General features: G+C 70.2%; 15 protein-coding genes and 1 tRNA gene. 6 read left to right on the top strand and 10 right to left on the bottom strand.

The features are described 5' to 3' along the window. Positions 1–321 precede the first annotated feature (321 nt). Positions 322–1,536, bottom strand: a complete 1,215-nt coding sequence (locus ACH4YL_RS34675; protein ID WP_398511495.1) for an FG-GAP-like repeat-containing protein — start codon at positions 1,534–1,536, stop codon at positions 322–324. 98 nt (positions 1,537–1,634) lie between these two features. After that, positions 1,635–1,708: transfer RNA gene (locus ACH4YL_RS34680), tRNA-Thr, on the bottom strand. A 172-nt stretch (positions 1,709–1,880) separates the two neighbouring features. On the opposite strand from ACH4YL_RS34680, the gene ACH4YL_RS34685 reads away from it, so the two are divergent. The 3 genes from ACH4YL_RS34685 (at position 1,881) to ACH4YL_RS34695 (ending at position 4,425) form a co-directional block, all read left to right on the top strand. Next, a complete protein-coding gene (locus tag ACH4YL_RS34685) occupies positions 1,881–3,017 on the top strand; it encodes an ABC transporter ATP-binding protein (RefSeq protein ID WP_398511496.1) in 1,137 nt (378 codons plus the stop codon). Positions 3,018–3,227: 210 nt separating this feature from the next. Further along, on the top strand, positions 3,228–3,650 hold the full coding sequence (locus tag ACH4YL_RS34690) for a hypothetical protein (protein WP_398511497.1): 423 nt from the start codon (positions 3,228–3,230) through the stop codon (positions 3,648–3,650). Between the two features lie 52 nt (positions 3,651–3,702). After that, complete coding sequence (locus ACH4YL_RS34695; protein WP_398511498.1) at positions 3,703–4,425, top strand: NDP-sugar synthase; 723 nt, start codon at positions 3,703–3,705, stop codon at positions 4,423–4,425. A 72-nt stretch (positions 4,426–4,497) separates the two neighbouring features. Here ACH4YL_RS34695 and ACH4YL_RS34700 read toward each other — a convergent pair whose 3' ends face one another. Further along, complete coding sequence (locus ACH4YL_RS34700) at positions 4,498–6,126, bottom strand: DoxX family membrane protein (RefSeq protein WP_398511499.1); 1,629 nt, start codon at positions 6,124–6,126, stop codon at positions 4,498–4,500. 161 nt (positions 6,127–6,287) lie between these two features. Between ACH4YL_RS34700 and ACH4YL_RS34705 the strand changes: the two genes are divergently transcribed. Continuing rightward, positions 6,288–7,814, top strand: coding sequence for a hypothetical protein (locus ACH4YL_RS34705; RefSeq protein WP_398511500.1), 1,527 nt, complete (start codon positions 6,288–6,290; stop codon positions 7,812–7,814). 14 nt (positions 7,815–7,828) lie between these two features. Further along, complete coding sequence (locus ACH4YL_RS34710; protein ID WP_398511501.1) at positions 7,829–8,446, top strand: NUDIX hydrolase; 618 nt, start codon at positions 7,829–7,831, stop codon at positions 8,444–8,446. A gap of 36 nt (positions 8,447–8,482) precedes the next feature. Here the strand turns inward: ACH4YL_RS34710 and rlmB are convergent, their stop codons facing one another. The 5 genes from rlmB to ACH4YL_RS34735 form a co-directional block, all read right to left on the bottom strand. Continuing rightward, on the bottom strand, positions 8,483–9,436 hold the full coding sequence (gene rlmB, locus ACH4YL_RS34715; protein ID WP_398511502.1) for a 23S rRNA (guanosine(2251)-2'-O)-methyltransferase RlmB: 954 nt from the start codon (positions 9,434–9,436) through the stop codon (positions 8,483–8,485). Between the two features lie 85 nt (positions 9,437–9,521). Beyond that, the gene (gene cysS / locus ACH4YL_RS34720) at positions 9,522–10,922 is read right to left on the bottom strand and encodes a cysteine--tRNA ligase (protein WP_398511503.1); all 1,401 of its coding nucleotides are present in this window, start codon (positions 10,920–10,922) and stop codon (positions 9,522–9,524) included. Positions 10,923–11,049: 127 nt separating this feature from the next. Next, on the bottom strand, positions 11,050–11,565 hold the full coding sequence (gene ispF / locus ACH4YL_RS34725; protein WP_398511504.1) for a 2-C-methyl-D-erythritol 2,4-cyclodiphosphate synthase: 516 nt from the start codon (positions 11,563–11,565) through the stop codon (positions 11,050–11,052). After that, positions 11,555–12,292, bottom strand: coding sequence for a 2-C-methyl-D-erythritol 4-phosphate cytidylyltransferase (gene ispD, locus ACH4YL_RS34730; RefSeq protein WP_398511505.1), 738 nt, complete (start codon positions 12,290–12,292; stop codon positions 11,555–11,557). Before ispD ends, ispF begins: the two co-directional genes overlap by 11 nt. A 280-nt stretch (positions 12,293–12,572) precedes the next feature. Continuing rightward, entirely contained in the window at positions 12,573–13,055 is a 483-nt protein-coding gene (locus ACH4YL_RS34735) for a CarD family transcriptional regulator (RefSeq protein WP_003953493.1), read from the bottom strand. Positions 13,056–13,742: 687 nt separating this feature from the next. Here ACH4YL_RS34735 and ACH4YL_RS34740 point away from each other — a divergent pair. Further along, a complete protein-coding gene (locus tag ACH4YL_RS34740; protein ID WP_398511597.1) occupies positions 13,743–14,396 on the top strand; it encodes a DUF461 domain-containing protein in 654 nt (217 codons plus the stop codon). Between the two features lie 108 nt (positions 14,397–14,504). Here ACH4YL_RS34740 and ACH4YL_RS34745 read toward each other — a convergent pair whose 3' ends face one another. Both ACH4YL_RS34745 and ACH4YL_RS34750 read right to left on the bottom strand, forming a co-directional pair. Next, positions 14,505–15,185, bottom strand: coding sequence for a response regulator transcription factor (locus ACH4YL_RS34745; protein WP_142217884.1), 681 nt, complete (start codon positions 15,183–15,185; stop codon positions 14,505–14,507). Beyond that, a complete protein-coding gene (locus ACH4YL_RS34750; RefSeq protein ID WP_398511506.1) occupies positions 15,182–16,438 on the bottom strand; it encodes a sensor histidine kinase in 1,257 nt (418 codons plus the stop codon). The genes ACH4YL_RS34745 and ACH4YL_RS34750 overlap by 4 nt, the downstream gene beginning before the upstream one ends. Positions 16,439–16,579: the final 141 nt, after the last annotated feature.

The following is a 16,579-nucleotide window of genomic DNA, read 5'->3' on the forward strand; positions in this document are numbered from 1 at the left end:
TTCACGCTTCGCCATTCCGCTGGACCGCCGGCTACCGCTATGGTCCCCGTCGGGGGGGGGGGGGGGGGGGGGGGCCCCCCCCCGGGGGGGGGGGGGGCTACACGGGATTTTGGCGGAACCCGACCCCCGCCCAGGCATGCCCCCCCCCCCCCCCCCCCCACCCCCCCCCCCGCGCCGCCGCGGCCCTGTGGGGCGGCCCCCCCCCCCCCCGCCGCGGGCCCGCCCCCCCCCCCCCCCCCCCCCCCCCCCCCCTGCCGAAGTGAACTGTCAGAGCAGGCTGTTGGGACGTCGTGATGCCCCGGCCCGCCCTGAAAGACCAGGTCAGAACAGTGCGTTGTACTGGCCCCAGTACTGATTGACCCTGACTCGCGCCGTGAACGGCAGCGCCGCCTCGCCCGTGCCGCCGTACTGCCACAGCACGCCCGCCGCATCCCGCGCGATCAGATCGGGATGTCCGTCGCCGGACGCATCGCCGTACGCCACCAGCGCGTTGTAGATGTTCCAGCCGGAGCCGACCTTCACCCGCGCCTTCAGCGGCGCGGCCGCATTCCCCGTGCCCTCGTACAGCCAGAACCCGCCCGCGGCATCCCGCGCCAGCAGGTCCGCCGCACGGTCACCGGTCAGATCCGTACCGCCGGTGAGCGAGGTGTAGATGTTCCAGCCGGAGCCGATCTTCGTACGTGCCGTGAACGGCGCGGAATTCCGGCCCGTGCCCTTGTACAGCCACAGCGTCCCGTCGGCGCCCCGGGTGATCAGGTCGGGCTCGGCGTCGCCGCTCAGATCGCCCGCGCCGCGCACGGCGGTGTACTGACTCCAGCCGCCACCGACATCCGTCGGGTAGCGGAAGCCTCCGGAGTCGCCCGGCATCGCCGGGTAGAACCAGAGGTGACCGTCCTTGCGCCGCGCGACGACGTCTCCGCCCACTCCGCGCACATTGATCGGCGCGGTCTTGGTCGCCACGTCGTACCGGTCCCAGCCGCTCGCCTGAACCTGGCTGCTCCACTCGGGATCCAGCGGGCCGAACTCGCCGACATAGGTGCCGTGCGCCCGCACCGCGCCCGCCGGGGTCCGCCCGTAGAGCCAGTAGTCCATCGCCGGCTCCCGGCCGCCGAGCACCGCGAACCGGCTGTCCGCGACCGGCCTGTCCGCGCCGTCGTCGAACCCGGCGTCGACATCGACCTTCCACGCCTCGGCGGCGGCGCTCGCGCTCATCGTGTACGTGATGGTGTGGTCACCGGCCGGGAGACTGCACGACAGCACCCCAGCGACCAGCGAGGCCGGAAAGACGCACCTCGCATCCGCCCCGGAGGCCTGGACACCGAGCGTCCACTCTTCGTCGGAGTCCCACCAGCGCTGGTCCTGCGCCGCCGCGAACGTCACACTCAGCGTGCCCGACGCGACCGCGTGGACGGTCACGGTGTGCGTGACCTTGCCGCCCGTCGGAACGTCCGGGGTGTCCAGCGACACAGTGCTCCCGTCCGCCGCCGGAGCGGCGGACGCGACACCCCCGGAAACGCCCAGGAGCCCGGCGGCCATGGCCACCGAGCTCCCGATCACACCGAGGCGTTTCCCGCCTTTTCTCAAAAATCCGCGCACGCGCGTCCCCACTCCCGAGAGCCCCCTGCCCTCCTGAGAGCCCCCTGTCGGATTCGAACCGACGACCTACGCATTACAAGTGCGTTGCTCTGGCCAGCTGAGCTAAGGAGGCAGCCGTAGCAGTGTAACCAAAGCCCCACCCGGCTCCGGTCGAAAATTTGGTCGGCGTCCGGCTGCTGACAGATGGGAGATGGCCAGGTAGCGTCACGGCAGGTCCACACAGGTGGACTACACCTTTACTCGGATCGTCCGGCACGTTCCTGCCGGTGAAGGAGAACATCACCATGGCCACTGTCACGTTCGACAAGGCGACCCGGATCTACCCGGGTACCGAGAAGCCCGCCGTCGACCAGCTCGAGATCACGACCGAGGACGGCGAATTCCTCGTCCTCGTCGGCCCCTCCGGCTGCGGCAAGTCCACCTCCCTGCGCATGCTCGCCGGGCTCGAGGACGTCAACGCCGGATCCATCAGGATCGGCGACCGCGATGTCACGCACCTGCCGCCCAAGGACCGGGACATCGCCATGGTGTTCCAGAACTACGCGCTCTACCCGCACATGTCCGTCGCCGACAACATGGGCTTCGCCCTCAAGATCGCCGGCGTGAACAAGAGCGAGATCCGCAAGAAGGTCGAAGAGGCCGCGAAGATCCTCGACCTCACGGACTACCTGGACCGCAAGCCGAAGGCGCTCTCCGGCGGTCAGCGGCAGCGTGTCGCGATGGGCCGCGCCATCGTGCGTGAGCCGCAGGTCTTCCTGATGGACGAGCCGCTGTCGAACCTCGACGCCAAGCTCCGTGTCTCCACCCGTACGCAGATCGCGAGCCTGCAGCGCCGGCTCGGCATCACCACCGTGTACGTCACGCACGACCAGGTCGAGGCCATGACCATGGGCGACCGGGTCGCCGTGCTCAAGGACGGTCTGCTCCAGCAGGTCGACTCGCCGCGCAACATGTACGACCGCCCGGCGAACCTCTTCGTCGCGGGCTTCATCGGCTCCCCGGCCATGAACCTCGTCGAGGTGCCGATCACCGACGGCGGCGTGAAGTTCGGCAACAGCGTCGTCCCGGTCTCCCGCGAGGCCCTGACCGCCGCCGCCGACCGCGGCGACACGACCGTCACGGTCGGTGTCCGCCCGGAGCACTTCGACGTCGTCGAGCACAACGGCGCCGCCGCGACGAGCCTCACCAAGGACACCGAGGACGCCCCGGCCGGCCTCGCCGTCTCCGTGAACGTCGTCGAGGAGCTCGGCGCGGACGGCTATGTGTACGGCTCCGCCCAGGTCGGCGGCGAGCACAAGGACCTCGTCGTCCGCGTCGGCGGCCGCTCCGTGCCGGACAAGGGCGCCGAGCTGCACGTCGTGCCGCGGCCGGGCGAGCTGCACGTCTTCGCGACCTCGACGGGCGAGCGCCTCAGCGACTGACGCCCGGACGTCGGTCCGTACGAACAGTCCGACTCGCAGAAACGGCCCCGCAGTTCATGCGGGGCCGTTTCGCGTATGTCGACAAATACCCCTATACATCAGGCATTTCACCCACTCCGTCAACACCGGATTCGAAACCCGGAGTCGAACCATCCCCCGCGCGAGTGACTAAATGTCTCCAAATCATCACCGAGCGCTACGCTCACTGCCGTGACCCACACAGCACGCCGAATCGGCCGCACTCTCGCCCTCGTCCTGCCCGTCGTCCTGGTGCTCTCCGGAACCCTCGCGGTCGCCAGCGTCCCGTGGGCAGGGCAGTCAACCGAGTCGCAGATGCTCACCGCGTCCTCCCAGGACGTCTCCGTACGCGCGAAGTCCCGTGCTCCGCAGGACGTGCTGCGCGACCGACTCCTCGCCGAGCTGCAGGAGGAGGACCCGGACGTCGTCCTCACGCATCTCCAGCGCGAGGTCGAGGCCCGCCCGTCGCTCGCCGGGCACTGCATGCAGATCGCCCGCGCCCTCGGCCGCGCCACCGTCGAGCGTCTCGGCCCGGCCCGCGCCCAGGAGTTCTCCCGCCCGGTCTGCGACACCTCCTTCGCCAGCGGCGTCGCCCAGCAGACCCAGGGAAGCTGATCCGCGGGTCCCGGCCCGCGCGGCACCTCGTCCGCCGCTTATCGTTCACGGCATGCAAACGCCTACGTATCCGACGCAGGCCGTGGTCCTGGCGGGCGGCCAGGGCTCGCGGCTGCGCCCGTACACCGACGACCGCCCCAAGCCGATGGTCGAGATCCCGGGAACCGGGACCCCGATCATCGGCCATCAGCTTGCCTGGCTGGCCGCCGAGGGCGTGACCGACGCCGTCGTCTCCTGCGGTCATCTTGCCGAAGTCCTCCAGCAGTGGCTGGAGACCGCCGATCTGCCGCTGCGGGTCACCACCGTCGTCGAGCCGGAGCCGCTCGGCCGCGGCGGCGGCCTCAAGTACGCCGCCGCCCACCTCCCGCAGCCCGAGCAGCCCTGGTACGCCACCAACGGCGACATCTGGACCCGGTTCTCGCTGCGCGACATGGCCGCCTTCCACGCCGAGCGGGACGCCACCGCGACGCTCGCGCTCGCCCGGCCGCGTATCCCGTGGGGCGCCGTCGAGACGGACGCCTTCGGCCACATCACGGACTTCATCGAGTCCCCGCCGTCGCCGTATCTCATCAACGCGGGCGTGTACGTCTTCTCCGCAGCCTTCAGGGAGCTGCTGCCGGACCGCGGCGACCACGAGCGCACCACCTTCCCGGGACTCGCGCGTGAGCGCCTCCTGGCCGGCTTCCCGCTGCCGAACGGCGCGTACTGGCGGGCCATCGACACCGCCAAGGACCTCACCGAGGCCGCCAAGGAGCTTGCCGCGCAGGGACGCTGAGGCAGCCCGACGCACGCGAAAGAGCGGCCACCGGAATCCTCCGGTGGCCGCCTCTCCGCCTGTCCCCGTACGTCAGCCGAGCAGGCCGCCGATCACGCGTCCGCCGCTCGAGCCTCCGCCGTCCCCGCCGGAACCACCGCCGGAGCCGTCCGAGCCGCCCGAGCCTCCGCCGCTGCCGGTCCCGCCGCTGGAGGACGGACCCGAGCTGCTCGGCGGGGGCTGCTGCTGCGCCGGCTCCGACTGGCTCGGCGCCTGGCCCGTGCCCTGCGTCTGGCTCGGCGAGTCGCTGATCCCGCCGGTCTCGCGGACCGTCTCCTTGGAGGGCGTCGGCTTCTCGGACTTGGGGGCGCTGCTCTCCGACGGCGTGGGGCTGTCGTCCTCACCGCTCGGTCCCGAGGAGCTGGCCGCGCCGCTGGGCTCCTGCGGCAGCGGCGATCCCGGCAGATGGTTGGTCGGGTCCTGGTTCGGCCCGGGCACGGTCACCATCTCGGTGGAGCGTACGGCCCCGCCGAGCACCGAGCCGGTGAGCAGCGTCAGGCCGATCACGACGGCGGCCACGACACTGCCGCGCCGCAGCACGCGCCGCCGCAGCTCCCACAGTTCGGAACGGGGTCCGAGCCTGCGCCAGGCCTCGCCCGCGAGCCGCCCGTCGATGGAGTACACCGGCGCGCCCGCGATGATCAGCGGCGACCAGGCGGCGAGAAAGATGATGTCCGGCGCGTCGTACACCGGCACGGTCTTCCAGCTCACCGTCAGGATCAGCGCGGCCGACAGCAGCCCGCCCACGACGGCGGCGACCCGCTGCCACAGGCCCAGCACGGTCAGCACGCCGACGACGACCTGGAGGAACGCGACGGTGAGGCCCGCGCCGACCGGATGCGAGAGCGCGAAGTCGCGCAGCGGCTCGGCAAGGCCCCACGGGTGCAGCGAGTTGAGCCACTTCACCATGGAGCCGCGCTCGCCGCCGTCGAAGTAGACGGGGTCGCAGAGCTTGCCCATTCCGGCGTAGATGGAGATGAAGCCGAGGAACACGCGCAGCGGCAGCAGCACCACTCCGAGGTTCATCCGGCGGCCGGGGTAGTAGGCGTGGCGCACCGGGTCGGCGCCGTGGCGCTGCGGACGGCCCTCGTCGCCGACTCCCACGGCCTCGTCGAACTCCTCGTTCTCGTACGGCTCCTGTCCGTAGGAGTCGTACGAGTCGTATGCGCCGACCGCCTGTCGCATCGGCGGCAGCAGCGGCCGGTCGGGGCCGCCGGGCCGGGCGGACACCGGCACCTTCGCGGTGTCCTCGGCCAGTTCCACCCGCGGAATGACCTGGGTCGCGCCGGTGTCGTACGTATCCCGCTCGAAGCGCTCCCGCTCGAAACTGTCCCGCTCGAACGAGTCGCGCTGATAGCCGGCGCGCTCCACCGTGGAGTTGCGCATCGCCTGCAGCAGACCGGTCGCGCCCGCGTCGCCGGGAGCCGACTTGCCGCTCCAGACGACGGGCGCCCGCCGCCGCACCACCGCCCCGGCGGCGCCGACGACGGGAATCCGTGCGGTGTCCGCATGGGCTCGTGCGGGGCGCTGGCTCTGTGCGAGCTTCACCCGGAAGCTGGCGTGGTTCACGATGACCTGCGCGGGGTCGCTGTCAACCTTGACCATGCTCAGCGCAGGCTGATCGTCGAACCCGGGCCGGGGCGTTCTGGTGTCCACACTCATCTAACCGAGTGACGCGGACTTAGGACACTGCCGTGACAGCCCTGAAATGTCCGAGACCCGTCAAGATCGGCCAATCGTTCCAGATTGGGAACCGGCGTTCGGTAACGGGACATCAGTCGGCCCTAGAATCACCGGAGTTGATGCGAGGGGGAGGCAGATTTATGTCCGACGGCACCGGCGTAACCGGCCCACGACCCACCCGGCCGGCCCATCAGCTGGTCTTCGGCGACCTCACCGACTATCCGGTGATTGCTCAGGCACTCGACAACCAATGGCTCCCGGCGTCGCTCGCCGCCCAACGCCAGCGGGCGAACGCACCGTCCGGGCCGAGCGCCGACGCGGTCACCGCGGCATCGGCCGAATTGCGCCGCTCGCTGGTCAACAGCGGCACGCTCGTGGTGAACCGCGCGTACTTCCTCAACAACGAGGCGCTCTACGCGAATTACCGGGACTCCGCGGAGCCCGCCGAGCGTGAGGCGTTCGTGCGACTGCTGAACGACCGTGCTCTCATGCCGTTTCTGCTGACCGAGCGCGATGCCGTCGGCGAGTACCGGTGGGGGTACGACCGGTCCGTGCACCGCGCCTGGAAGCGGCTGCTGACGGAGGAGGCCGAACCGGCGCTCGTACGTTTCGACTGGGACGACGAGCCGAACCGCGAACGGGCGGACGCGGTGGGCAACTACTTCTCCCGTGAGCTCTCCGGGCTACGGCGGCTGCGGGCTCCCCAGCTCGCCAAGAACCTCGGCATTCCCGAGGAGCAGGCCCGGGCCATGCGGGAGGGCATCCTCAAGGACCTCTACATCTGGGCGGGCGAGCAGGACGTCGACCGCCTCATCTTTCGCACGGACGTCTACCAGCAGTTCCTGACCAGGCCGGGAACCGATCCGTACGAGCAACTGCTGCGGGACGGCGACCACATCGTCCCCACCAAGCAGCTGATCGACCTCCTCTACAACCTCGGCGTCCCCAAGGCGAGCAGGCTGATCGCGCTCACCCCGCCCGACTCGCCGCCGCGTTCGACGCTGGAGGAGCTGCGGGCGGAGGACCGGACGCGGGACGACGACCCGGAGGCCATCGGGCTGCTGCTGCGGGATCTGTTCGCGGACTCGCTGCACCGGGCCGTCGACGGGCCCAACTCCTACGGCTCGCTGTCGCTCGCGGACATCACGCGGCTGCGGCGCGAGGAGGAGTGGCGTGGCTATGTGAACGCGCTCGACGGCTTCGTACGAGACGGCTTCCGGGACGGACGGCTGCCGTCGGCTGACGAGTTCCAGTCGGCGACGTCCGACATCGCCAGGCGCCATGCCCGGATGCTGCGTACCGCCCGCAAGGTCAGCGGTACGCAGACGGGCTTCCAGCGGGAGATCGTGGCCGCGGTGGTACTCGAATCGGCCGGTATCAGTCTGCAGATCACCGGCGGCGAGGAGGTCTCGCTGCTCGCCGGCGGGATCCAGATGGCGACGGCGGCGGCCGGCGCGGTGGCGATCCGGCTGGAGTTCCGGGAGCGGGGCCGCGGCGGAAAGAGCGGGCGGGCCGGGCTCAGTCACTCCGTGACATTGCCGACGCTCAGGCTGGGCAACCTCAAGAAGGACTGGGCGACGATTCTGCGGGTGTACGGGGGCGAGGTCGCCGAGGCCGGGACCGAGCTCCGCCGCAGGCAGGCGGACCAGCAGACACCGGACGCGTAGGGGGTCGCAGGCATATGGAGCTGTACGAACGGCTGCGCTGCGAACGGCCCGAACTGTTCCGGAACGTGCCGGGCGGCATCGAGATCCTCACCGATCCCGATGCGGTCTCGGCAGCGGGCGGCGTCATGTACGCGGACCCGTATCTGATGCTGCTGCGCGACCCGGTGCGCTTCCCGGACGGCCGGACGGGCACGTACATCCGCTCGGTCCCGGCCAATACGGAACCGGGCTGCGTGGTGCTGCCGCTGCTGGACGGCGAGGTCGTCCTGATCGAGCACTACCGCCACGCCACCCGCTCCTGGCAGTGGGAGGTGCCGCGCGGCTTCGGCACGCGCGGCCTGGGCCCGGAGGCGAACGCGGCGAAGGAGCTCACCGAGGAAATCGGTGCGGGTGTCCTGGAACTGACCTCGCTCGGCGCGGTCCACCCCGACACAGGAATCATGGGCGACCGGGTGCTGCTCTTCGCCGCGCGCATCGACGGGATCGGCCGCCTCGCGACGGGCGACGGCATCCGCAGCGTGCGGACGGTGCCGCCGTCGGAGGCGGAGGCGATGGTGGGGGACGGCCGGGTGACGGACGCGTTCACCATCGCCGCGCTGATGCGGGCGAGGCTTGCGGGCCTGATGGGCTGACCCGGGTCTGACGCGCCCGGCCCCGGGCCAGGCGCGTCAGACCCGGCGGCGGGACGCCTCGTACAGCACCACACCCGCCGCGACACCGGCGTTCAGGGACTCCGCGCCGCCCGGCATCGGGATGCGGACCAGGAAGTCGCAGGTCTCCCCGACCAGGCGGGACAGGCCCTTGCCCTCGCTGCCGACCACGATCACGACCGGGCCGCCGAGCGCCTCGAGGTCGCCGACCTCGTGCTCGCCGTCCGCCGCGAGGCCGACGACCGCGATGCCCGCCTTCTGGTACGCCTCCAGGGCCCGGGTCAGATTGGTCGCGCGGGCCACCGGCGTACGCGCCGCGGTGCCGGCCGAGGTCTTCCACGCGCCGGCCGTCATGCCCGCGGCCCGGCGCTCGGGAACGACCACGCCGTGGCCGCCGAACGCCGACACGGAGCGGACGACCGCGCCGAGGTTGCGCGGGTCGGTGACGCCGTCGAGCGCGACGATCAGCGGGTCCTCGCCGTCGTCGAAGGCCGCGGACGCGAGGTCCTCGGGGTGCGCGTACTCGTACGGCGGGACCTGCAGGACGAGGCCCTGGTGGTTGAGCCCGTTCGTCATCCGGTCGAGCTCGGGGCGCGGCGCCTCCATGATGTTGATGTTGCCGCGGCCGGTGGCGAGCTGGAGCGCCTCACGCACCCGCTCGTCGTTGTCGATGAACTGCTGGACGTACAGCGTGGACGCTGGCACGCCGTCGCGCAGCGCCTCGAAGACCGGGTTGCGGCCGACGACCATCTCGGAAGCGCCCTTGCCGCCGCGGCGGGCGACAGGGCGGCGCGCGGCGGTCTTCTTGGCCTGGGCGTTGGCGATGCGGTTCTTCTTGTGGCCCTTGCGGGCGGACGCGGGCGGGGTCGGGCCCTTGCCCTCGAGTCCGCGGCGTCGCTGGCCACCGCTGCCTACCTGCGCGCCCTTCTTGTTGGACGTGCGGCGGTTCCTGCGCTGGCTGTTCCCGGCCATGACTACCTGTTTCCTGAAGCTTTCGAATGCGTACGTATGAAATAAAGTGTGCCGCCCGGGAGGCCGGGCGGCACATTGTCACTGGTCAGCGCGGTCCCAGCGTCCAGCGCGGCCCGTCCGGACTGTCCTCGATGACAAGCCCCGACTGCTGCAGCTGGTCCCGGATCGCGTCGGCGCTCGCCCAGTCCTTGCGGGCGCGGGCGGACTCGCGCTGCTGGAGCACCAGCCGTACGAGCGTGTCGACGACGCCGTGCAGATCTTCGCCGCCGCCGGCCTCGCCCGACCACTGCGGGTCGAGCGGGTCCAGGCCGAGGACGCCGAGCATGGCGCGCACCTCGGCGAGGCGGGCGACGGCCGCCTCCTTGTCGTCGGCCGCGAGTGCGGAGTTCCCCTGCCGGACCGTGGTGTGGACGATCGCGAGCGCCTGCGGGACGCCCAGGTCGTCGTCCATCGCCTCGGCGAAGGCGGGCGGCACCTCCGGGGCCGGCTCGACCGGTCCCCCGGCCTTCTCGACCACGCGCTGTACGAAGCCCTCGATCCGCGCGAACGCGGACTCGGCCTCGCGCAGGGCCTCTTCGCTGTACTCGATCATCGAGCGGTAGTGCGGCGTACCGAGGTAGTAGCGCAGCACGATGGGACGCCAGTGCTTGACCATTTCGGAGACGAGCACCGAATTGCCGAGCGACTTCGACATTTTCTCGCCGCTCATGGTGACCCAGGCGTTGTGCACCCAGTACTTCGCGAATTCGTCGCCGTAAGCCTTGGCCTGGGCGATTTCGTTCTCGTGGTGCGGAAAGATCAGGTCGATGCCGCCGCCGTGGATGTCGAAGTCCTCACCCAGGTACTTGTGCGCCATCGCCGAGCATTCGAGATGCCAGCCGGGCCGGCCGCGGCCCCACGGTGTCTCCCAGCTCGGCTCGCCGGGCTTGGCCGCCTTCCACATGGCGAAGTCGCGCTGGTCGCGCTTGCCGGTCTCGCCTTCGCCGGACGGCTGGCGCAGATCGTCCAGCTCCTGGTTGGACAGCTCCAGATAGCCGGGGAAGGAGCGCACGTCGAAGTAGACGTTGCCGTCGGCCTCGTAGGCGTGCCCGCGCTCGATGAGGCCGCGCATCATCTCGACCATCTCGGTGATGTGGCCGGTGGCGCGCGGTTCGTATGTGGGCGGCAGGCAGCCGAGGGCGTCGTATCCGTCGTTGAAGGCGCGCTCGTTCTCGTAACCGATCGACCACCAGGGGCGGTTCTGCTCCGCCGACTTCCAGATGATCTTGTCGTCGATGTCGGTCACATTGCGCACGAACGTCACGTCGTAGCCGCGGTACTCGAACCAGCGGCGCATGATGTCGAAGTTCAGTCCCGACCTGATGTGCCCGATGTGCGGGGCGGCCTGCACGGTGGCGCCACACAGGTAGATCGAGACGCAACCCGGCAGAAGCGGGGTGAAGTCACGGATCTGCCGGGCGCTGGTGTCGTACAGGCGAATGGTCACGCAACAAGGGTAGTGGGCCCCCGGCAGTGCCCCGCGCCCCTTGTGGGGCGCGGGAACAACTTTGTGACGTTGCACGACCGGTGCGCGAGCGGACCGGGCCCTTCCGGCAAGATCCAGACGACAGGCCCTAGCCGACCGCGCGGAAGACCAGCGCCGTGGCGATGGCGGCCAGCCCCTCGGCGCGGCCGGTGAGGCCGAGGCCGTCCGTCGTCGTGCCGGACACGGACACGGGAGCGCCGACCGCCTCGCCGAGCGCCTTCTGGGCCTCGTCGCGCCGCTTGCCGATCTTCGGCCGTACGCCGATGACCTGCACGGCGACATTGCCGATCTCGAAGCCCTCGGCCCGCACGATCCGGGCCGCCTCAGCGAGCAGCGTCACCCCGGACGCCCCGGACCACTCGGGCCGGTCGGTGCCGAAGTGCGCGCCGAGATCGCCGACGCCGGCGGCCGAGAAGAGCGCGTCGCAGGCGGCGTGCGCGGCGACGTCTCCGTCGGAGTGCCCGGCCAGGCCGTACTGCTCGCCCTCCCACAGCAGTCCGGCGCACCACAGCTCGCGCCCGGCCTCGAAGGCGTGCACGTCCGTCCCGATGCCGATGTGCGGGAGATGCTGAGGGAGATTCTGAGGGATGTTGCTAGAAGCCATCGTTGGCCCTCCTGCGTGCGAGGACCGCTTCGGCCAGTACGAGATCAAGCGGCCGGGTCACCTTGAACGCCTCTTCGTGACCGGGCACGACCACGACCGGCTCACCGAGCTGCTCGACCATGCTCGCGTCGTCGGTGACGTTCTCCGTCACGGTCTCGTGGGCGCGCACGAGCGTGGCCCGGTCGAAGCCCTGCGGGGTCTGCACGGCGCGCAGCCTGGCGCGCTCGGGCGTCGCGACGACCGGCTCGGGCGAGCCGTCCGTGCTGGGCTCGACCTGCTTGACGGTGTCCGCGAGCGGCAGCGCGGGCACGACGCCCGGCGCACCGTCCCGTACGGCCTCGATCACCGCGTCGACCGTGTCGACGGGCACCAGCGGGCGGGCGGCGTCGTGCACCAGCACGGCGTCGATGCCGGGCGGCAGGGCGTCCAGGCCGAGCTTCACGGACTCCTGGCGGCTGTCGCCGCCGGGCACGACCAGGAAGTCGGTCCTGTCCGGGAGCGCGTGGTCGGCGAGGAGCGACTTCACCTCGGCGGCGCCTTCCGGCGGCGCCACGACGACGACGAGTGAGACGGCGCGGGACGCGGCCATGGCCCGTACCGCGTGGATCAGCATGGGGGTGCCGTTCAGCGTACGGAGCGCTTTGGGGGCGCCCGGGCCGAGCCGTACGCCCCGGCCGGCCGCCGGGATCACGGCCGCGGTGCGGTAAGGGCGCGAATCGTCTGACATCGGTTGCACTCCGGCAGGTTTGTTTCCTCGGCCGACATGGGTATGGCCACAGCGTGCCGGGCGCGACGCCTTGACCGGACCCTTCCGTGACAACTGGTCTGCGCCAGCCGCCCGGGCCCGGCACACCACAGGGTCAGGTGCCACTGTGACCAGACGCTGTGAACAAGAGACAAACATGCCGCAGCGCCCGGCGACACGACTGTAGTCACAGCATGTCAGCGGGCACCGCGGCATTCATTTGAATCCAACGTGAATCCAACGCAGTCTTGATGCGCCGGCGTCAGGACGCGAGGACCTCGTCGAGCAGAGCCTCGGCCTTGTCTTCGTTGGTGTTCTCCGCGAGGGCGAGCTCGCTCACCAGGATCTGGCGGGCCTTGGCGAGCATCCGCTTCTCACCTGCGGAAAGCCCACGCTCTCGCTCACGACGCCAGAGGTCACGCACTACTTCGGCGACCTTGATGACATCGCCGGAGGCGAGCTTCTCGAGATTTGCCTTGTAGCGACGGGACCAGTTCGTCGGCTCTTCTGCATATGGTGCGCGCAGCACCTCGAAGACCCGGTCGAGCCCGTCCTGACCGACCACATCGCGCACACCGACGAACTCCGCATTGTCCGCCGGCACACGAACCGTGAGGTCGCCCTGAGCGACCTTGAGCACCAAGTAGGTCTTGTCCACGCCTTTGATCTGGCGAGTTTCGATGGCCTCGATCAGCGCGGCCCCGTGATGGGGATAGACCACGGTGTCGCCAACCTTGAACGTCATGTGACAGGTACCCCTTCCGTGGCTATCCAGGGTAACACGGAAACGGCTTCTTCTGAATGGCGTTTTCGCAGGTCAGGGCATATCTCGGGGCTTGACAACAGCGCCAGGAACGTGCTGCGGACGGCTTCCGGAAGAGGGTATTCGCAGGTCGGAGCGGCTGCACGGGCGCACAGAAACGACCACGTTACACACCGCATCACCCCCTGACGAGGGGTTGAACGTCCTGATTTGCCTGGTTCCAAGCGGTGAACTTCCTCTACTCCGTTCGGCCCTCGGTCACCCGTACGGACTCATCCTGCGTCGAATCCGGAATTGATCAACGGGGCTATTCACGGGGAATGCGCGGCGGAGCTGCGGCGACCCGGAGAATAGATCACCCGCCCAAATGTGAACGGCGTGCGAAACCGGGTGATCGGAAGTCTTGCGGAAGGTTGCCGGGAGGCCGACGCCCGGCGGTGCGGGGACGGCAGTCGGCGAAGGGGCGGGTCGGGTGCGGGGCGTGAGCGACGGCTCGGTAATCTGTCCGCGAACTGACGCGGCCCGAGCAGGTCTTAGGGCACCGGTTCAACCCGCCCGTCCGTAGCCAGTCCGTACGCCCAAGGAGATGCCGCCGCCGTGAGCCTCCCCCAAAATTCGTCCGGGGGCGCCCCCAGCCTTCGCCGCGGCGCCCTCGCCGTCACCGCCCTCATGCTGTCGGTCGCCGCGCTCACCGCCTGCGCTGCGGGCAACAGCGCGGAGACGCTCGGCGTCAAGCCGGACAACGCCGAGGTGACGGTCGACACGATCAAGATCCAGAACGCCATTGTGATCGTCCAGCCGACCGCAGACACGGAAGGGCCCGCGACCGTCTCCGCGACCGTCTTCAACAACGGCTCCGCGGCGCAGACCATCGACTCCATCACGCTGCCGGGCTCCGGCGCCGAGGTGAAGCTGAGCGCCGCCGGCGGCTCGGGACCGGTCACCGTGCCGGCTCAGGGCTCGGTCCTGCTCGGCGGCAAGGGCAACGCGTCCGCCGTGATCGAGAACGGCCGTGAGCTGACGAAGAACACGGGCGGCGTGCAGGAGCTCGTCGTCCGCCTCAGCGAGACCGGCGACGTGAAGATGCAGGCGTTCGTGGTGCCCGCGGAGAGCTACGCCGCGGGCTTCGGCCCGAGCTCGCTGCCGAAGCCGCCGGCCGAGCCGCAGGAGGGCGAGTCCAAGCCCGCCGTTGCGCCGTCCGAGTCGGCCACCGGCCACGCGGGCGAGGAGGGCGAGCCTGCCGAGCCCGGCAACGGCGAGTCGGGAGAACCGGGCACCCCCTCGGACTCCTCGTCGGCGTCGCACTCCGAGGCCGGTCACTGAGACCCCGGGACATACACGCGAGGGCGCCCCGCCGGAGACTTCCGGCGGGGCGCCCTCGCGTTGTGCTCTGTGCTTTGCGCTGTGTGTCCCTCGTACGTACGGGCCGGTTTACGGCTCGAACTTGTAGCCGAGGCCACGCACCGTGACCAGGTACCTCGGCGCACCGGGGTCCGGCTCGATCTTCGCGCGGAGGCGCTTGACGTGGACGTCGAGCGTCTTGGTGTCGCCCACGTAGTCCGCGCCCCAGACCCGGTCGATCAGCTGCATACGGGTCAGCACCCGGCCCGCGTTGCGCAGCAGCATCTCCAGCAGGTCGAACTCCTTCAGCGGGAGGTCGACCTTGCCGCCCGAGACCGTGACGACATGGCGGTCCACGTCCATCCGGACCGGACCAGCCTCCAGGGCCGCCGGCGTGACCTCCTCCGGCTCGCCGCGGCGGCGCAGGACCGCGCGGATGCGGGCGACCAGCTCCCGCGAGGAGAAGGGCTTGGTGACATAGTCGTCGGCTCCTATTTCCAGCCCGACGACCTTGTCGATCTCGCTGTCCTTGGCCGTCACCATGATGACCGGGACATTCGAGCGGCCGCGCAGCTGGCGGCACACCTCGGTGCCCGGAAGCCCGGGCAGCATCAGATCGAGGAGCACGAGATCGGCGCCATTGCGCTCGAACTCGTCGAGCCCCTCGGGGCCCGTGGTCGCGATCGCGACCTCGAAGCCCTCCTTGCGGAGCATGTAGGACAGGGCGTCGCTGAAGGATTCCTCATCCTCGACGACGAGCACTCGGGTCACGGAAGGACCTCCGGGGCAGGGATCTCGGTGTTCGGATCGGTGTCGTAAGGCCGGTCGTCGTCCTCGTCGACGCGATCCTGGCCGGTGGATGTACGGTCCCGCACGGCGCCCGCTTCCGGAAGCCGCAGTGTGAAGGTGGAGCCCTGGCCCTCGGAGCTCCATACCGTGACTTCCCCGCCGTGCGAGGCGGCCACGTGCTTGACGATAGCCAGTCCCAGGCCGGTGCCCCCGGTGGCCCGGGAGCGGGCGGGGTCGACGCGGTAGAACCGCTCGAAGACCCGTTCGCGATCCTTCTCGGAGATGCCGATGCCCTGGTCGGTGACGGCGATCTCGATGAGATCGCCGCCGGGCGCGGGGACGCGACGGGCTGATATGCCGACCCGGGTACGGGCCGGGGAGTAGTTGACGGCGTTCTCGACGAGATTGCCGAGGGCAGCCGCGAGCTGGCCGCGGTTGCCCCAGATGTGCAGGTCGGCGGTGCCGCCCGCGGCCATGGTGATCTGTTTGGTGGACGCCGGGTGCCGGGACCTGTCGATGGCCTCGGCGACCAGTTCGTCCACTCGTACGGGCTCGGCGTCCTCCAGCGGGTCGTCGTTCTGCACCCGGGAGAGGTCGATCAGTTCCTGTACGAGATTGGTCAGCCGGGTCGCCTCGATCTGCATGCGGCCGGCGAAGCGGGAGACCGCCTCGGGGTCGTCCGAGGCGTCCATGACAGCCTCGGAGAGCAGGGAGAGCGCACCGGTCGGGGTCTTGAGTTCATGGCTGACGTTCGCGACGAAGTCGCGTCGTACAGCCTCAATACGGCGGGCCTCGGTGAGGTCCTCGACCAGCAGCAGGACGAGCCGGGAGCCGAGCGGGGCCACCCGGGCGGAGACGGCGAGTGCCTCGCCGCGGCCGGTGCCGCGCCGTGGCAGGTCCAGTTCCACCTGTCGTATCTCGCCGTCACGACGGGTGTCGCGCGCCATGTGGAGCATCGGCTCGACCGCGAGCTTTCCGCCGCGGACCAGGCCGAGGGCGTACGCCGCCGAGCTGGCCTTGACGACGGAGTCGCTCTCGTCGAGAACGACCGCCGAGGAGCGGAGCACCGACAGAACCGTGTCGACGCCGGGCGGCAGCACGGCGTCGGTGTGCAGCGAGGTGCGGGTGGGTCTCCTCTGGTCGCGCTCGCTCCAGCGGAACGCCAGCATGGCGATGACGCCGGTGCACAGCCCGGCGATCGCTGCCGCTGCGGCGACCGCCGCGTTCACGTCCATGCACCCAGGTTATGCGTGGCCAGATGGATGCTCCCAGCCAATCGGGTGCCCACTCGAACACTCGTCGCTCAGAATTCACCAAGGGGATAGTGCTGATTCATTTGAGCGGGAGGCTCCCGACTCGTTCCGGACAGAACGTGG

Source organism: Streptomyces sp. NPDC020681, from assembly GCF_044334895.1.
Classification (GTDB): Bacteria; Actinomycetota; Actinomycetes; order Streptomycetales; family Streptomycetaceae; genus Streptomyces.

Coding starts and splice junctions, on each gene's coding strand:
- ACH4YL_RS34675 (WP_398511495.1), bottom strand. CDS start 1,536: ATGGCCGCCGGGCTCCTGGGCGTTTCCGGGGGTGTCGCGTCCGCCGCT.
- ACH4YL_RS34685 (WP_398511496.1), top strand. CDS start 1,881: ATGGCCACTGTCACGTTCGACAAGGCGACCCGGATCTACCCGGGTACC.
- ACH4YL_RS34695 (WP_398511498.1), top strand. CDS start 3,703: ATGCAAACGCCTACGTATCCGACGCAGGCCGTGGTCCTGGCGGGCGGC.
- ACH4YL_RS34700 (WP_398511499.1), bottom strand. CDS start 6,126: ATGAGTGTGGACACCAGAACGCCCCGGCCCGGGTTCGACGATCAGCCT.
- ACH4YL_RS34705 (WP_398511500.1), top strand. CDS start 6,288: ATGTCCGACGGCACCGGCGTAACCGGCCCACGACCCACCCGGCCGGCC.
- ACH4YL_RS34710 (WP_398511501.1), top strand. CDS start 7,829: ATGGAGCTGTACGAACGGCTGCGCTGCGAACGGCCCGAACTGTTCCGG.
- rlmB (WP_398511502.1), bottom strand. CDS start 9,436: ATGGCCGGGAACAGCCAGCGCAGGAACCGCCGCACGTCCAACAAGAAG.
- ispF (WP_398511504.1), bottom strand. CDS start 11,565: ATGGCTTCTAGCAACATCCCTCAGAATCTCCCTCAGCATCTCCCGCAC.
- ispD (WP_398511505.1), bottom strand. CDS start 12,292: ATGTCAGACGATTCGCGCCCTTACCGCACCGCGGCCGTGATCCCGGCG.
- ACH4YL_RS34735 (WP_003953493.1), bottom strand. CDS start 13,055: ATGACGTTCAAGGTTGGCGACACCGTGGTCTATCCCCATCACGGGGCC.
- ACH4YL_RS34740 (WP_398511597.1), top strand. CDS start 13,743: ATGCTGTCGGTCGCCGCGCTCACCGCCTGCGCTGCGGGCAACAGCGCG.
- ACH4YL_RS34750 (WP_398511506.1), bottom strand. CDS start 16,438: ATGGACGTGAACGCGGCGGTCGCCGCAGCGGCAGCGATCGCCGGGCTG.